At 43.9% G+C, this 17,450-nt stretch carries 9 protein-coding genes; all 9 read left to right on the forward strand.

The genetic code is table 11. The annotated features are described in order from the left end of the window. Positions 1 to 13: 13 nt before the first annotated feature. Genes VM802_RS10665 through VM802_RS10705 form a run of 9 tightly spaced genes read left to right on the forward strand, consistent with a single transcriptional unit; the run spans position 14 to position 17,430 of the window. Entirely contained in the window at positions 14 to 9,616 is a 9,603-nt protein-coding gene (locus VM802_RS10665; protein WP_325530162.1) for a non-ribosomal peptide synthetase, read from the forward strand. Next, the gene (fabD, locus tag VM802_RS10670; protein ID WP_325530164.1) at positions 9,616 to 11,895 is read left to right on the forward strand and encodes an ACP S-malonyltransferase; all 2,280 of its coding nucleotides are present in this window, start codon (positions 9,616 to 9,618) and stop codon (positions 11,893 to 11,895) included. Before VM802_RS10665 ends, fabD begins: the two co-directional genes overlap by 1 nt. A 22-nt stretch (positions 11,896 to 11,917) precedes the next feature. After that, on the forward strand, positions 11,918 to 12,154 hold the full coding sequence (locus tag VM802_RS10675; protein ID WP_325530166.1) for an acyl carrier protein: 237 nt from the start codon (positions 11,918 to 11,920) through the stop codon (positions 12,152 to 12,154). A 4-nt stretch (positions 12,155 to 12,158) separates the two neighbouring features. Further along, the gene (locus VM802_RS10680) at positions 12,159 to 12,413 is read left to right on the forward strand and encodes an acyl carrier protein (RefSeq protein ID WP_325530168.1); all 255 of its coding nucleotides are present in this window, start codon (positions 12,159 to 12,161) and stop codon (positions 12,411 to 12,413) included. Continuing rightward, on the forward strand, positions 12,410 to 13,672 hold the full coding sequence (locus tag VM802_RS10685; RefSeq protein WP_325530170.1) for a beta-ketoacyl synthase N-terminal-like domain-containing protein: 1,263 nt from the start codon (positions 12,410 to 12,412) through the stop codon (positions 13,670 to 13,672). Before VM802_RS10680 ends, VM802_RS10685 begins: the two co-directional genes overlap by 4 nt. Before the next feature lie 29 nt (positions 13,673 to 13,701). Beyond that, positions 13,702 to 14,946 carry a hydroxymethylglutaryl-CoA synthase family protein gene (locus tag VM802_RS10690; protein ID WP_325530172.1) on the forward strand — a complete coding sequence of 415 codons (1,245 nt, stop codon included), beginning with the start codon at positions 13,702 to 13,704 and terminating at the stop codon, positions 14,944 to 14,946. 2 nt (positions 14,947 to 14,948) lie between these two features. Then, positions 14,949 to 15,731, forward strand: coding sequence for an enoyl-CoA hydratase/isomerase (locus VM802_RS10695; protein WP_325530174.1), 783 nt, complete (start codon positions 14,949 to 14,951; stop codon positions 15,729 to 15,731). Continuing rightward, positions 15,719 to 16,465, forward strand: a complete 747-nt coding sequence (locus VM802_RS10700) for a polyketide synthase (RefSeq protein ID WP_325530176.1) — start codon at positions 15,719 to 15,721, stop codon at positions 16,463 to 16,465. Before VM802_RS10695 ends, VM802_RS10700 begins: the two co-directional genes overlap by 13 nt. Before the next feature lie 11 nt (positions 16,466 to 16,476). Further along, positions 16,477 to 17,430, forward strand: coding sequence for an acyltransferase domain-containing protein (locus VM802_RS10705; protein WP_325530178.1), 954 nt, complete (start codon positions 16,477 to 16,479; stop codon positions 17,428 to 17,430). Positions 17,431 to 17,450: the final 20 nt, after the last annotated feature.

Here is a 17,450-nt window from a genome sequence, read left to right on the forward strand (position 1 = left end):
ACACGATAGATTGGTGAAGTCTTTTGCCGTAGCCGCCAAAGAGAAGCTCACTACAGATACAGCTGATCTGCAACTGGCTGTAACGAGGAGAATACTGGAGATTGCAGCGCAACTTCTGAAGTTGTCTATCACAGATATAGAACCGGATACCGCATTAGGGGATTATGGCTTTGATTCTATGCTGATGATCAGGTTTTCCAATGATCTCAATAATCATTACGACCTGGATTTAAAACCTACTGTATTTTATAATTATCCAACAGTAGAAGGGTTGGCCATATTCCTGACAGAAGAGTATATGGATAACCTGGTGAAAAAGCATCCGGCTGTTATCCGGCCGGAACAAACCGGAAAGGCGGTCGGTGGCAATATTCTGCAATCCCAGGGCCCCCTTCCGCAAATGGCTGCCCGTCAGGATAAAGTAGCGCATAATACTGCGGGGCCGGTAGCAATTATCGGTATGAGTGGGCGTTTCCCCGGATCACCTGATCTGACTACTTTTTGGAATAATCTCCGGGACAATAAAGATCTTATTGTTGAAATACCGGCAGAAAGATGGGATTGGAAAGAGTATGATGGCGATCCGAAAACAGACAAGAATAAGACCCGCGCTAAGTGGGGTGGGTTCATCAATGATGCCGATAAGTTTGATCCCCTGTTTTTTGGCATATCTCCGAAGGAAGCTGAATTGATGGACCCGCAACAGCGGATAACACTGGAAGCAGTGTATCATGCGTTGGAAGATGCCTGTATCAATGTAAAGGATCTGTCGGGATCCAATACAGGTGTTTTTATAGGTGCTTACTTCAATGATTATGCTTCTCTTATTCAGCATAGTTATGTAGTTCATGATGCGCAGCTGGCAACCGGTATTTCCCATTCTATACTAACGAACAGGATATCTTACCTATTTAATCTGCATGGTCCGAGTGAGCCGGTAGATACAGCATGTTCCAGTTCCCTAGTAGCGATGCACCGGGCTGTTGAACATATCCGCAATGGGGACTGCGATATAGTAATAACAGGAGGAGTTAGTCTTGATCTTATACCTGAAACACTGTTGCCGCTTAGTCAGGCAGGAATGTTAAGTGAAGATGGGAGGTGTAAGACCTTTGATCAGACGGCGAATGGTTATGTAAGAGGTGAAGGGGTGGGTATTGTAATATTAAAATCATTAAGTAAGGCAGAAGCGGATGGTGATCATATTTATGGTGTAATCCGTGGTACGGCAGAGAATCATGGAGGTAAAGCCAATACCTTAACTTCACCCAACCCATCGGCACAGAAGAATTTGTTGCTGAAAGCGTACCGTTCAGCCAATATTAATCCCAGCAGCGTCAGTTATATAGAAGCGCATGGTACAGGCACGCCGCTGGGAGATCCGATAGAGACGGAAGGCTTAAAGCTGGCATTTAGGGAGTTATATAAGGAGTGGAATATACCGCAGCCGGAAGCGCCTCACTGCGGTATAGGAAGCGTAAAAACAAATATAGGCCACCTGGAAGCGGCAGCCGGTATGGCTAGTGTAATTAAAGTATTGCTATCATTGCGACACCGCATACTGCCTGGTAATCCACATCTCAAAACCCCTAACGCATACCTTAAACTGGAGGACAGCCCCTTCCGCCTGCAAAAAGAGACAGAAGAATGGACTTCCGTCAATAACCAGCCGAGAATAGCCGGTATCAGTAGTTTTGGATTTGGTGGTGCAAATGCACATATTATCATAGAAGAATATCAACCGGCTATAAATGCAGCCTGCAAAAGTAAGGAGCCGGCTATTATTGTGTTGTCGGCACGGAATGAGCACCGGATTAAAGAACAGGTGGTTAATCTGAAGCGCTATATCGAGGCTAATCCTGCCGCCTGCTTACATGACATTGCCTACTCTCTGCAAATGGGCCGGGAGCCGATGGAAGAACGGATAGCACTGATAGCAGAGGACAAGGAGGTATTGGATGGATTGCTCACAGATTATCTTGCTGGTATAACTGCTACTTCGCCAGCGTATGTATTTTCCGGCAGTATAAAGAAAGATAAATCAGACCTTTTACTTAAAGGAGGTGCAGGCCATGCATATATTAATTATGCAATCACTAATAGAGAACTCGCTTCTATTGCCCAGTTATGGGTAAAAGGAGGGGATATTGACTGGACTTTATTGTACGGGCATCAAAAACCGGCTAAGATCAGTTTGCCTGTTTATCCGTTTGCCAGAGACAGGTACTGGTTTGATAGCTACGAGGCAGCAGTAAAGCCGGTAGTAAACAATACGCCGCAAAACAAACCGCTTGATAAAGCACTGGTAAAGACATTTACTTATGAGGATCTGTTTAGTAAGCACACTACGGGTGATGAAATAAAGGTCAGGTTTTTAAAAGAGGGGATTGCCATTGTTTCAATGGAAGCAATAGCCACCAGCAATATGCTGAATGTTCAGCTCATGATCAGCCTGAAAAAAACGCTGGATGAATTAAGAACAAACAGCGCGCTTAAAGTACTTGTTTTGACGGGTAGTCAGAAAGTGTTTTCAATGGGCGGGGACCAGCAGGGATTGGAAAGTATAGCTCAAAGCGAAAGCAGTGTTACTTATTTCCCTTTCCTGTATAAAGGATTGCTGGAGTTTAATGTTCCGGTAATCAGCGCTATTCAGGGACATGCCTTTGGGGGAGGACTGATTCTGGGTATGTATGGCGATATTGTTTTATTGTCAGAAAGCAGCACTTACTCCGCCAACTTCATGAAATATGGTTTTACACCAGGGATGGGAGCCACTTACATATTAGGGGAGAAGCTTGGTAAACAGCTGGCTACCGAAATGATGTATACCGCCAGGCTGGTAAGCGGGGAAGAAATTAAAAGGAGAGGAGCCTCCGTTATTGTAACCGGGGATGTGATGAAGGAAGCACTCCAGATTGCCCGAGAATTAAGTGAAAAACCCAAAAATGCGCTGGAGGCATTGAAGAAAAAATTATCGTCAGATATCCTGAATGTATTAGACTATCATGTTGGGGAGGAGCAAAAAATGCATGACCTCACCTTTCATACAAAGGAAGTAGAAGCACTTATTTCCAGTCACTTTAATAAAACATCTGTACAGACTTCTGCGGTAGCAGACCGGGCAGTGCAGGAAATACCAGGGCCATCAGCTGCTAAAATATCATTGCTTGCCCTGGATGCAATTGAGGTGCATACAAAAGAAGAACAGTTATCCCCGGTGGGCATCCCAACAGGGCATCCTGCAAATACGGCTATCATCAAATCACTGAAAGAAATATTTGAAGATGTACTACACGTACCTGTAACTGAATTGGTGGAAGATGCCACCTTTATAGATCTTGGATTGGATTCAATCAGCGGTGTTGAAATCTTGCAGAAGATCAATAATACTTTTGGTGTTACTTTGCAAGGCCCAATGTTGTACGATAATCCAACGCTGCAACAGCTGGCTGCAAAAATATCAGAGGAGTCAGGCTGGTTTTCAGACCAGGTGCTGATAACAACGCCCATGCATACGGCAGTCAGCGTATCTCTGACTGCATTTGAGAAGGTCGTATTACAGCCCGTAATAGAAGATGTGTCAGATGCTGCGGCAACCGTAACAACGTACAAGGAAACGCCACTAAATGCACCAGCAAAAAAGGAGAATACAGTTGTTGTGCCAGCACGGCAGGGTCCGGACATGAGTACCATTATCAAAACGCTGAAAAAAATATTTGAAGATGTATTGCATGTGCCGGCGGCAGAACTGGTGGATGACGCTACCTTTATAGATCTTGGCCTGGATTCCATCAGCGGCGTTGAGATATTACAAAAGATCAATAACACCTTCAGTATTGCGCTGCAGGGACCTACATTATACGATAATCCAACACTGCAACAACTGGCCGGAAAAATATCGGCGGAAACAGATTGGTTATCAGGCCAGGCCGAGACTACGGCAGTCACACCCTTTGCCACTGCATTTTCCGCAGAACAACGGGTATTGTCAGCTATTTCCTTGTCGCCGCCTGTCATGCATACCGTTACCGAAACAACCGGAGTAGAACATTTCCCTGAAAATGGATCAGAAGAGAGGGAGGATATTGCTGTTGTAGGAATGGATGGTTTATTCCCAGGTTCAGACACCCCCGAAAAACTATGGGCGCAGGTTTTATTGAATAAAAGGATCTCTTTATCTGCCGGAGAAAATGCCGCAGACTGGCATAGTATAGATGCTGCTGCGGTGGAGACATATGCTGCAACATATGCGCAAAAGACCAAAAGCTCCCAGGTAATGAGCCGCCAGTATCAGCTGGTGTTTGGTGTATTGGGTAGATTAATGGATACTGCGGGGATAACCAGGAAAGCGCTATCAGGCAGCAGGACAGGTGTATTTATTGCCATTTCACAGGTAAACGATACAAGTAACTCCAACGTGGAATATTCTTCAGAAAATGTAGCAGCTATGCTGCCTGCAAAAATCTCCTACGAATATAATTTAACAGGTCCCTGTGAAGTGATTAACGCCGCCTGTACCAGTTCGTATTTGACCCTCCACAAAGCGGTACAGAGCATCAGGATGGGAGAATGCGATCAGGCAATCGTAGGTGGTATAAATGTGATATCTAGTGAAACTGCCAACTATGAAGGTTTGACCGACTTAGGAAAACTGTTGAGCAGAGAAGGGGAGATGAGAAGCTTTGAAGACGACGCAGACGGAATTGTCCGTAGTGAAGGAGTGGGCATTATCATCATAAAACGACTGGCAGCAGCAAAAGCGGATAAGAATACTATTTATGCGCTGATAAAGGGGACCTATTTTGCACATGGAGGAAAAAACCTGTCATGGGAAGCGCCTAACCCTAAAGGTATAAAAGAGGTGGTTAGAAGGAGCCTGGAACAGGCAGGCGTAAATCCTGCAACCATTGATTACGTGGAAGCACATGGTATTGCAAACCGCATGGCTGATGCGGTAGAGCTGGGGGCCATCAATGATATATACCGGGAGTTGAGTACGGATGCGACGAAGAAATGGTATGTCAGCAGTATTAAACCGATTGTCGGTCATGCGGAACTGGCTTCAGGAATGGCATCACTGATAAAGGTCATTAAAGCACTGCAGCACAAAACCATTCCTGGTATCCCGGGATTTACAAACATCAATTCAGAACTGGCGCCGGGACATTCAATGCTGCTTCAATCCGGTGCGGTACCCTGGAAAAATGGTCGTTATCCCAGAAGGGCGGCGCTGAATAGTTATGCTGTAGGTGGTGTAAATGCACATGTTATTCTCGAAGAATACAAAGGGGCCATAACACCGGGGAAAAGCGCTATTACCACTGATATAGTGACTGCAGACGCGGGTAAGGATACATCGCCGGCGGATAATGATATAGAATATAACACACAACTGTCTGCTATTACCCGTGAGATATTTGGAATAGATATGGCTGAAATAGACAGAGCATTATCTCTGGTTGATTATGATTTCGATTCCGTTAAGGTGATCCGGTTTATCAGGGAGATCAATGATGTGTTTGGCCTGGATATTAAGATGGGACAAGTATTGGGCGTTGATAATTTTGGTGTATTATTCGATCTGCTGATATATGAATGGAAAAAAAAGGTAACGGAAATAAGCCATAGCGGCAGTACTTCAGCTACATCAGCATGGATGACAAAAAAATATCCCTTATCCGAAGGGCAAAAGGGATTGTGGTTCATTCAGCACTTAGAACCTGGTGATACAACGTATAATTTGCCCATCGCCTTAATACTGGAGGGAGAAGTGGATACGGTGCAATTGCGGGAGGCACTGATGTCTGTGATGGAAGACCATCCTGTTTTGCGATCCAATTTTATCAGAGATATTGTTACCGGAGAGATCTGTCATAAAATAAATACGCCGTCCGCCGCACTTTTTTTTGACTACAGTCTTCTTGAAAAGAATGAGGATGTAAAAAATACCTTCTGGCAGCTTTTAAGAAAGCCATTTAATCTCGAATCGGATTGTTTGTTAAGGTTGTACCTGAAACGTGACCCGGATACTGACAGAACCTATCTCTTATTTGTTACCCATCATATCGTGTTTGACGGAACATCCAGTGCGCTCTTTATGGCTGCTGTATTTGAGAAAAGCAAACAACGCTTGAAAAGAGAAAATAAAACGGAGAAACAACCAAATCTGGCATATTTCAATTTTGTAACATGGGAGCAGGAATATATAGCAAGCAGCCGTGGAGCGGCATCCTTGTCTTACTGGCGCGAAAAATTATCCGGTAACTTACCGTTGTTGTCATTGCCATACGATACAACATTGAAGGAAATAAATACAGCTGGTGTTGGCTGTGGGGTAGTTCACCTGAAAAAACAGGAACTGGATGAGTTAAAGTTAGTGGCCCGTAAGTTAAATGTCAATTTATCTGTATTATTTCTAAGCGCTTTTACCTTGTTGCTGAACCGGTTAACCGGGGAAGAGGATATCCTGGTCTTAACGCCAATTGCAGGCAGACCTGGGAAGGAATATGAGCAGAGTATCGGCTACTATGTAAATATGATGATTACCAGAAGTAATGTTTCATCTGGAAAACAATTTCAACAACTGGCCGGGGAAACAAAGCAAGAATTTGTAAATGGAATAGATTATGCGGCTTATCCTTTCCCGCAGCTTGTATCAACATTAAACCTGTATAAGGGGAACGGAAGGGAGGCTGCTTTTAAGGTAGCGTATTCCTACCATAATATCTTCGATAAGGTACTTGAGGGCAGCGATTTCGGAGTAACGTTGCTGGATGGGTTATACCAGGAAACGGCATTCGACTACTCCCTGGAAATTAATGATCTGAGAGAAGAATTAATTGTTAACCTGAAATACAACAGGGGAATATTTTATGCGGCAACTATTGAGCGGCATCTTGGATACTTTAGAGAGTTGCTGAAGGGTATAGCTGAAAATCCTGTAAAAGCACTGAAAGATTATAAGATCCTGCCGGAAGAGGAATATCACGAACTGGTGGTAACCCGAAATAGTACGGCGGTAGATTATCCTCGTCATAAAACCCTGATAGATCTCTTCGAGGAGCAGGTAGCAAGAACGCCTGACCAGATTGCAGTCGTATTTAAGGAAGAACGGATTACCTATAAGGCGCTTCATGATAAGGCCAGCCGGTTAGCGAACTATCTGAAGAAAGCTCATTTACCGCTGAATGCACCGGTGTCAATTGTATCACATAAAAGCCTGGAGCAGATATGGGGCGTTTTGGGAATATTAAAAGCAGGTGGACATTATGTTCCGGTAAAAGGTAATTTGCCGGCAGGAAGGGTGAATGAGCTGATTTTGGAAACGGTATCTCCTATCGTCCTGGTGCAACAGGAATACCTGGGGAAAGTCAATCTTCCCGCGGGAGTAAATGTTGTTTTATTGGAGGAGCATGTTTTTGCGGCAGAAAGTTCCGTGAATGAAACCATCATATCATCAGATACGGATCTGGCATATATCATATTCACGTCAGGATCCACCGGGAAGCCAAAGGGCGTAATGATTGATCACCGGGGTGCGGTAAATACACTTTATGACATGAATGCCCGTTTTGGCATTGGTGCATCAGACAAAATCTTTGGTATTTCTGATCTTAATTTTGATCTGTCTGTATATGACATATTCGGCACTTTCGCGTGTGGCGCAACATTAATACTACCGACAGAAGAGGAAAGACAGCTTCCTGAAGCATGGCTTCGCTATGTAAAGAAAGAAGGTGTAACGGTATGGAATTCTGTACCGCAAATCGTAAACCTGTTAATAGACTTCCAGGAAGAAGCAGGTGGTAATGATATTTCGAGTTTGCGCTTATATTTCATGAGTGGTGACTGGATCCCGCTGGATCTTCCGGACAGGATTAAACGAATCAACAGCCATAGCGAAGTAATCAGCCTGGGCGGTGCTACAGAAGGGTCTATATGGTCTATTTATTATCCTATTGACAAAGTTAATCCTGCATGGAAGAGTATTCCTTATGGATATCCGCTTGGCAACCAGGAAATGTATGTACTGGATAAAAATCTGCAACCAGCGCCATTAAATATACCGGGAGATATATACATAGGAGGAACAGGTGTTGCCAAAGGTTATTACAAGGATGATGTTAAAACCGCTGCTAGTTTTATTTATCACCCTGAATGGAAAAAGCTGCTATATAAAACGGGAGATTTGGGTTGTCAGCACCCTGACGGCTATATGATCTTTTTAGGCCGCCAGGACGGACAGGTGAAGATCAATGGTTTCAGGGTGGAGTTAGGAGAAATAGAAACTATATTACAGCAGTCGCCATTGGTACAGCAATGTGTGGTGATGACTATCGAAGACGCTCGCAGAAATAAGCGCTTAGTGGCCTATGTAGTGCCTGCAGCAACATTCGAGAAAGACGAAATCATAAATTACCTGAGGCAGCATCTACCGGAATATATGGTTCCCTCATTATTACTGGAAATCGCAAAAGTGCCGTTAACGGCAAATGGTAAAGTGAATAAGCATGCGCTGCCAGTGGCTGATGTATCGGTATTTAGCAGTCCGCAGTATGTTGCTCCCGAAAATGAAACGGAAATGCAGCTGGCTACTATATGGGGGACATTACTTAAGATAGAAAAGCCAGGTATACACGACAACTTCTTTGAACTGGGAGGCAACTCTTTGGTGATGATCCAGCTTGTCCATAAAATAAATACCACTTTTAAAAACACAACTATCCAGCTGATTGATGTGATGAAAAATACCTCGATCGCAAAGTTGAGTGCTGTTATCACCCACATGCAGCAAGCCGGAGAATCTCTACCCAATACCAATGCTTATATAATTACACTCCGCGACGGTGATCATCAAGAGGTGACATTTATAGTACCAGGCGGACTTGGTGCTACCGAAGCATACCTGGATATGGCAAAGCAGGTACCCGGAACAGGGGCCGTTTATGGTTTGCAGATGAAAGGTGTTCCCGGCAACGATACCCCCTGCGACTCAATCGAAGAAATGGCGGCACATAACCTTAAACTGATGGCGGCTATATCTGCCAGCGGTAAAGTAAACCTATGGGGACACAGTTATGCCGGGATTGTTATTTACGAGATGCTGAAACAAACAGCCGGCGCCATTGTAACGGGGGAGGTAGTTCTGCTGGACTGCTACACTGATCCGCTTTCTTTCTCTGACGATCCCACAATAGTAAAGCTGGGGTTCTATTTTAAAGGATTAATCAGGTTCTGCGGATTAACGGTCAGTGAGGAAAAGGGGGAACAGCTGGTGGCAGAAATAAATCACAGATCAGTAGAAGAAGGTCTTCGGTTTATATATGATACGGTGAACGTCCTGCCAAAGGAAGTGATCGGTAGAATGTGGAATGTATTTAATGCATCTGTATCTGCAAAATATAATATGGACAAAAAACTGAGTAATCATGTTACTGTTATCCAAGCCGACAATTCACTGCTTACAGGAGGTGACTGGAAAAATGGGGAAGATTTGGGGTGGGATAAGTTCTTTGAAGATGTAACTGTTATTCATACTACCGGGAATCACTTCTCCCTGGTAAATGAACCTCACTGTTCAATGTGGTCATCAACATTAAAGCTAAAAATAAACTGATGAAAACAATTATGTTTCCCGGCCAGGGGTCCCAGTATAAGGGAATGGGTAAAGAGTTGTTTAAGATTTTCAGTAAAGAGGTGCAACGAGCCTCAGATATATTGGGATATGATCTTGAGGAACTTTGTGTAAAGGATCCTGAAAGAAAATTGAACCAAACAGCCTTTACACAACCTGCTTTATATGTTGTGAACGCGCTGGAATATTACCGGCGGCACCGGGATAGTCAACCTGCTTATTTGATTGGTCACAGCCTGGGTGAGTATAATGCATTACTGGCAGCCCGTGCCTTTGATTTTGAGACAGGTTTGCGGTTGGTACAAAAACGGGGTGTATTAATGGCGGCAGCATTGGGAGGAAGTATGGCGGCTGTATTGGGGCTACAGGTGGAAGATCTCAGACAAAAACTGGCAGATGGCGGTTATACAACTATTGATGTCGCTAATTACAATACACCTACTCAAACGGTAATTGCAGGCCAACAGGAAACAATCAATAGGATAGTGAAGGATTTTGATGGACAGGGTATCAAAATTGTACCGCTGAATGTGAGCGCCCCCTTTCATTCCAGGTATATGAAACCGGCTGCAGAAGAGTTTGCTGCGTTCCTCAGGGATTTTAATTTCTCTCGGCTGCAATTTCCGGTAATAGCTAATGCTACGGCAAGACCTTATGAAGATAACAGCGTAGCAGATTTGCTAAGTACACAGATTGCAAGCTCGGTACAATGGACAGATAGTGTTCGTTACCTGATGGGGAAGGGCATTACCATGTTCGAGGAAATCGGAGGCGGAATACTTACGAAAATGGTAAAAGAGATCAGGGAAAAATGTATAGCCCTGACGATCGATAATGGTGCACAGATGGCTACTGTAAGTAGTGAGGTGGTAATGTCACAAACAGACGTTCCCGTACCTGATAGGGGATGTTTGTCTACCCGCCTCGGAAGCAAAGCATTCCGTGACGATTATAGTATTAAATATGCTTACCTCGCGGGCGCCATGTACAGGGGAATAGGTTCTAAGGAACTGGTGATCCGGATGGCAAGATCAGGTATGCTTGGGTTCATTGGTACAGGAGGAATGTCTTTGGAGGAAATCGAGCAGAACATTGTGCATATTCAGCGAGAGCTGACAAATGGAGAACCGTATGGAATGAATCTGCTTCATAACATTATTGATCCGGCATTTGAAATGCAAACAGTTGCACTTTATCTGAAATATGGTGTTAAAAATATAGAAGCAGCGGCATATATGCAAATGACGCAGTCGCTGGTTTATTACCGTCTGAAGGGTTTAAGAAAAGGTCATAATGGCGCTGTTATCTGTGATCATAAAATATTAGCAAAAGTATCCAGACCGGAAGCGGCAGAACTGTTCATGCGTCCCGCCCCGGAAAAAATAGTGAATAAGCTGTTGGAGGCGCGGCTTATCACAGAAGAACAAGCCGCGCTTTCCCGGATGGTGCCCATGAGCTATGATGTATGTGTGGAAGCTGATTCGGGTGGCCATACAGATGGAGGAGTGGCCCTGGTGCTATTACCTTCTATTCAGCAGTTGAGAACAGATATTGAAAAGGAATATTGTTATCCTATGTCCATAAGGGTAGGGCTTGCAGGAGGTATCGGAACCCCGCAGGCGGTTGCCTGTGCCTATATGATGGGGGCTGACTTTGTACTTACGGGTTCTATTAACCAATGCACCGTAGAAGCGGGAACAAGTGATGCGGTGAAAGATCTGTTGCAGGATATTAATGTGCAGGATACTGACTATGCGCCCGCCGGCGATATGTTTGAAATAGGCGGGAAAATACAGGTGCTGAAAAAGGGTGTATTGTTTCCGGCGCGGGCGAACAAACTGTTTGCGCTGTACACGCAGTATGACTCGCTGGAGGAGATACCGGAAAAAATCATATTGCAGTTAGAGAAAAATTATTTTAAGAAGCCACTGGGTACTATATGGGAAGAGACAAAAACATATCTGAAGAATAAGGGGGATCAACGCGTAATCGATGAGGCAGAGAAGCATCCAAAAAGCAAAATGGCATTGGTATTCCGCTGGTATTTTAATTACAGTAATAAACTGGCTTTTGAAGGGAATATAGATGATAAAGTAAACTTCCAGGTGCATACAGGACCAGCATTGGGTGCTTTTAATCAATGGGTAAAAGGCACTGAATTGGAAAATTGGAGAAACCGACACGCGGATAAAATAGGTATTAAAATGATGAGGGAAGCAGCTGAATTATTGAAAGACACGCTCGTAATGCTGAATAGTTAAGAAAACAATAAAAACGATACACATGAGAAATGAAGTTATTGCAGTTATTAAGGAAAACCTGCTGGAAATTATTCCTGAATTATCAGGATCACAGATTTCACTGGATGATACATTTGTTGATCTTGGTGCAAATTCTCTTGATCGTGGAGAATTGATCACATTAACGCTTGAACGCCTGAATTTGGAGATATCGCGGATCGAGTTTGTGGGTGCTCAGACAATAAATGAATTAGCAGATTTGATAATCGAAAAGAAATAAGGAAATGGATACTGCAACGATTTTTACACTGATAACAAGCAACCTCAGGCAAATACTTCCCGGGCTGGGGGACAAGCAGATAGAGCGGAGCGATATGCTTTCGCCTTTAGGCGCCGATTCAATTGCCAGGGCAGAGCTGATTGAACAAATGTTAGAGGATCTTCAGTTACAGGTGCCACGATTTGAATTTCATTCCGCTACGAATCTGGGCGAACTGGCGGATCTGTTTTGTCAAAAATTAGAAGAGAAACAAGGATGAGTGTATCAAAACATGAGATTAAGGTTACTGGATTGGGGGTCATTACACCAACTGGTGCAGGGCAGCATCAGTTTACCGCTGCACTGAAAGAAGGGAAAACAAATTTTTCTGCCATCACCATTGCATACAGTGATCAGGAGCTCAGGTTCCCCCTTGGAAAGGCAGCTGACTTTGATTTCCAGTCATCTGTGGCGGCAATAAACCTGGACAGTAGCGTTATTGATAAAGCTAAGCGGATGAGAAATATTTCAGCAAGTACGCTTCATGGCTTGTATTGCGCGCTGGAGGCCTGGGTAGATGCAGGGTTAAATGATGCTGATATTGATGTTGCAAGGGTCGCTATCGTATCCGGCGGAAGCAATACACAGCGGGCGACCTTACAGATGACGCAGGATAAATACCGGGGAAAGCTACAGTTTATGAACCCCAACTACGGGGTGAATTTCTTTGATACCGATGTGGTGGGCGTGATATCCGAAACACTAGGTATTACAGGAGAAGGACATTCGATAGGCGCTGCTTCTGCCAGCGGTAATATGGCCATTGTTCAGGGGTATCGGCTGATCAGCAGCGGAGAATATGATGTGGTACTTGTGGTTGCACCGTTGATGGATCTGTCGGTATACGAATACCAGGGGTTTACTGTTATGGGGGCTATGGCGGCCATACCTGCAGAAGCAGTCCCTGATGCGGTCTGCCGGCCATTTGATAATGCGCATGGCGGGTTTGTATACGGACAATCTGCCGGATGTTTGATACTGGAGTCGGCAATACATACTGCCAGACGAGGGAAGCGGGCGTATGGAACTATTGCTGGATATGGAATTGGTATAGATGCTAACAGGGGACCCAATCCATCTGTTGCAGGTGAAAAGAATGCGATGTTGGCTGCAATAAAGGCGGCTGGCATTACTCCCGGGGACATAAACTATGTAAATACGCACGGTACGGCTTCTCCTACAGGAGATAAGACGGAGGTGGCTGCCATGCTTGCGGCAGGTTTGGCCGGCGTCCGGGCGAACAGCACGAAATCACTTATCGGACATGGCTTAACAGCAGCCGGTCTGGTTGAATGTATCGCCAGTCTTATTCAAATGAAAGGCAATTTTCTTCACAAGAGCCATAATCTGCTAAACCCGATCTCCGATGAAATTGATTGGGTGAAAGATACCATATCTATAACAGCTATTGACTACACACTGAGCAACAGCTTTGGCTTCGGAGGGATGAATACATCTATTGTTATCAGGAAAAATTAATTATCAGTACATCCATTAAACTAAGCAACATGAAAGCAGGAATAGAAGCCATGAATATTTATTGCGGATCAGCAGCATTAGACGTTGCCGAACTGGCCAGAGCCCGAAAGCTGAACAACGATCGGTTTGAGAACCTGTTGATGAAAGAGAAAACGGTGCCAATGCCTTATGAAGATCCCATTTCCAATGGCGTAAATGCTGCCAGACCAATCATTGACGGTTTGACAGAAGAAGAAAGAAACCGCATTGATATGGTTATTACCTGTACGGAATCAGGAATAGATTTTGGGAAGTCAATGAGTACTTATATTCATCATTATCTGGGGCTGGGTAGAAATTGCAGGCTGATAGAACTCAAGGGAGCCTGCTATTCAGGAACTGCCGGTTTTCAAATGGCTGTTAATTATATTTTATCACAAACAGCGGTAGGCAGAAAGGCGCTGGTGATTTGTACGGATATTTCAAGAATGAGTGTGGTAGATGCTTCCCTTGAAGGAACTTTTGCAGAACCAAGCACAGGCTCCGGAGCCGTGGCCATACTGGTGAGTGACTATCCCGTAGTATTCCAGATAGATAAAGGCGCTAACGGTTACTATGGTTATGAGGTGATGGATACCTGCCGGCCGGTGCCTGATCAGGAAGCCGGAGATGCTGACGTTTCTCTGTTGTCCTACCTGGATTGCTGCGAGAATGCTTTCAGGGAGTATCAAAAAAGGGTAGAGGGAACAGACTATGAATCTACATTTGAATACCTGGCTTTTCATACGCCATTTGGGGGAATGGTCAAAGGAGCACATCGTACAAATATGCGTAAGCTGAAACGCGCTACACCTAGCCAGATAGAAGCTGATTTTCAGAGAAGAGTAGTACCATCATTAATATATTGCCAGCGCGTAGGGAACATTATGGGTGCTACCGCTCATCTGGCACTAGCCAGCGCAATCGACAACGGTAACTTTGATATGCCCAAGCGTATAGGTGTATTCTCCTATGGGTCCGGTTGTTGCTCTGAGTTTTATAGTGGTATTGTTACCGCGAACTCACAGCAAAAGCTAAAGCAATTCAATCTTTCCAAACATCTGGACGACCGCTACATGTTATCCATTGACGAATATGAAAATACATTTGCAGCCAATGAACAGTTAAAGTTTGGTACCAGGAATCATAAAGTGGATGCCAGTCAGTTCCCAATGGCATTTAAACATGTAAAGGGTAAGAACAGGCTTGTTTTCTCAGAAGTTAAAAATTACCACAGAATATATCAATGGGTATAATTATGCATACAGTAGAAAATAAATATAACACCATCAAGGTACATGAACAGCGGGGTGTATGTTATCTACAGATTTACCGGCCCGAATCTGCAAACAGCATTAATGGTACACTCATTGAAGAAATGATGACGGTGCTGCACCTGCTTGAAAAGGATCCTACCATTAAAGTAGTGGTGCTGGAGGGACTTCCCGATAACTTTTGTACAGGCATGGATTTTACTGCAATCAGTAATGGCATGACTGATGCGATAGCTGCGGATGATCCCAATGGATTCTATGAAATGCTGAAATGGTTTTCTCTCTGTCCCCAGGTGATAATATCTAAAGTAGAGGGGAGGGTGAACGCTGGCGGAATTGGGCTGATAGCCGCCAGCGATATAGTGATAGCAGATAAAAAAGCCATATTTAGCCTCTCAGAAGCATTGTTTGGGTTGTTACCTGCCTGTGTAATGCCATTTCTAATACGCCGGATCGGATATCAGAAAGCGCAATGGATGACCCTGACCACACAAAGCCTAACTGCTGAGCAGGCTTACCAGATAAATCTTATAGATGAACTAACTACAAATGTAAATGATATGCTCCGCAGAAATTTACTCCGGTTACAGCGACTGGACACAGATACCATAAAAAACCTGAAAGATTATATGTCCCGTTTGTGGATTATTAACCAGGACACGCAACAACTGGCTGTAGATAAAATCAGTGCTTTGGTATGCACTGAAAAGGTACAAACCAATATTAAGAACTTTGTGCAAAACGGAAAATTTCCATGGGACAAGTAGTGAAACTAAGTGAGATAACACCTGATATAGCTCAGATTACTATGGAAGACAGGGCTTCCCATAACACTTTCTCTAAAGACCTAATGAGTGGCCTGATAGCAGTTTTTGAAAGAATAAAGCAGAATAACGCATATAAGGTGGTCATTCTTACAGGATATGAAAATTACTTCTGCTGCGGAGGTGCAAAAGAGGAGTTACTCCGGATCTTTAAAAAAGAAATAAAATTTAATGATCTTAATTTTTTTACGCTGCCGTTGGATTGTGAAATACCCGTTATTTCTGCTATGCAGGGGCACGGTATAGGTGGTGGGTTTGTAATGGGCCTTTATGCAGACTTTACTATTCTCGGTATTGAGAATATTTATACCACTAATTTTATGAAATATGGATTCACTCCAGGTATGGGTGGTACGCTGATGGTTCCTTTAAGGTTGGGGAGTGCTTTAGGAACGGAAATGTTGTTCTCAGCCAGGAATTACAGAGGAGAGGAGCTAAAAGAACGGGGTGTTCCGTTGAAGACGGTACCAAAATTCCTGGTACTGAAAGAAGCGCTTGATTTAGCCCGGAGTCTGGCTGAAAAGCCCAGGCTATCCCTTATTACACTTAAAAAACATTTAACTGCCGGTATAAGGGAAAAACTTCCAGAGGCAATAGCGCAGGAATTGAAAATGCACGATATTACCTTCCATCAACCCGAAGTAATAGAACGGATTGAAACCCTTTTCGGCCGGTAAATGAATCGAATATGAAGAGTAAAGACAATATGGTATTCCTTTTTTCTGGCCAGGGAAGCCAATACGGAGGTATGGGGGAAAAATTGTTTAAAAAGAATGCTATTTTCAGAAATAGTCTGGAACAGAGTGAGGTAATAGTACAGAAACAATTAAGCCGGTCATTGATCGAAGAACTCTATTATATGGATGAGTATCCGTTTGATGATTTGCTGATCACTCATCCTGCTATTGTAGCGGTAGAAATAGCCATGTATAGGGTGCTGCAGGAGAAAGGCATAACCCCTGATTATGTAGCTGGCAGTAGTCTTGGTGAATTTGCGGCAGGAGTAGCGAGCGGGGTATGGGCCGCTGAGAGTGCTATAGAAGCTGCTATTGAACAAGCTAAATCAATTGTGAGTAATGACGTGTCAGGTGGAATGTTAGCAGTTATACATGAAAATAAATACCTGGAGCCACTTTACCTAAAACATCAGCTCTATCTGGCTGCCGACAATTTTGAGGGACATTTTACACTCGCCGGTCTTGCGCAGCACCTGGATGCATTTCAGGCTGAATTGAACAAACTGGATATACAGTTTTTACGGCTACCTGTCAATTATCCCTTTCATTCTCCGCAAATTGAATATGGCCGGCATAGTTTTATGTATAATACAGGCAGTGCATCCTCTCTGGCCGCCCCTAATGCAGGATTTATTTCGGGAGTATATAGCAAAGAACTAAGCCTGCTACCGGATGATTATTTCTGGAAAGCCATAAGTTGCTACATGAATTTCCCCGCAACGGTAGCATATCTTGAAAATAGAGGCGCCTGTTGTTATATTGACGTTGGCCCTTCGGGTACAGGAGCTACTTTTGTTAAGTATAATTTAAACCACTCATCTACATCTCATACTTTTCAGATTATGACGCCTTATAAAAGAGAGCTGGAACAACTGGAAAGGCTACAGGGAAATTTACGACTGTGAAAGACCCAAAAAGACGCTAT

It is taken from the genome of Chitinophaga sp., assembly GCF_035538455.1.
Taxonomy (GTDB): domain Bacteria; phylum Bacteroidota; class Bacteroidia; order Chitinophagales; family Chitinophagaceae; genus Chitinophaga.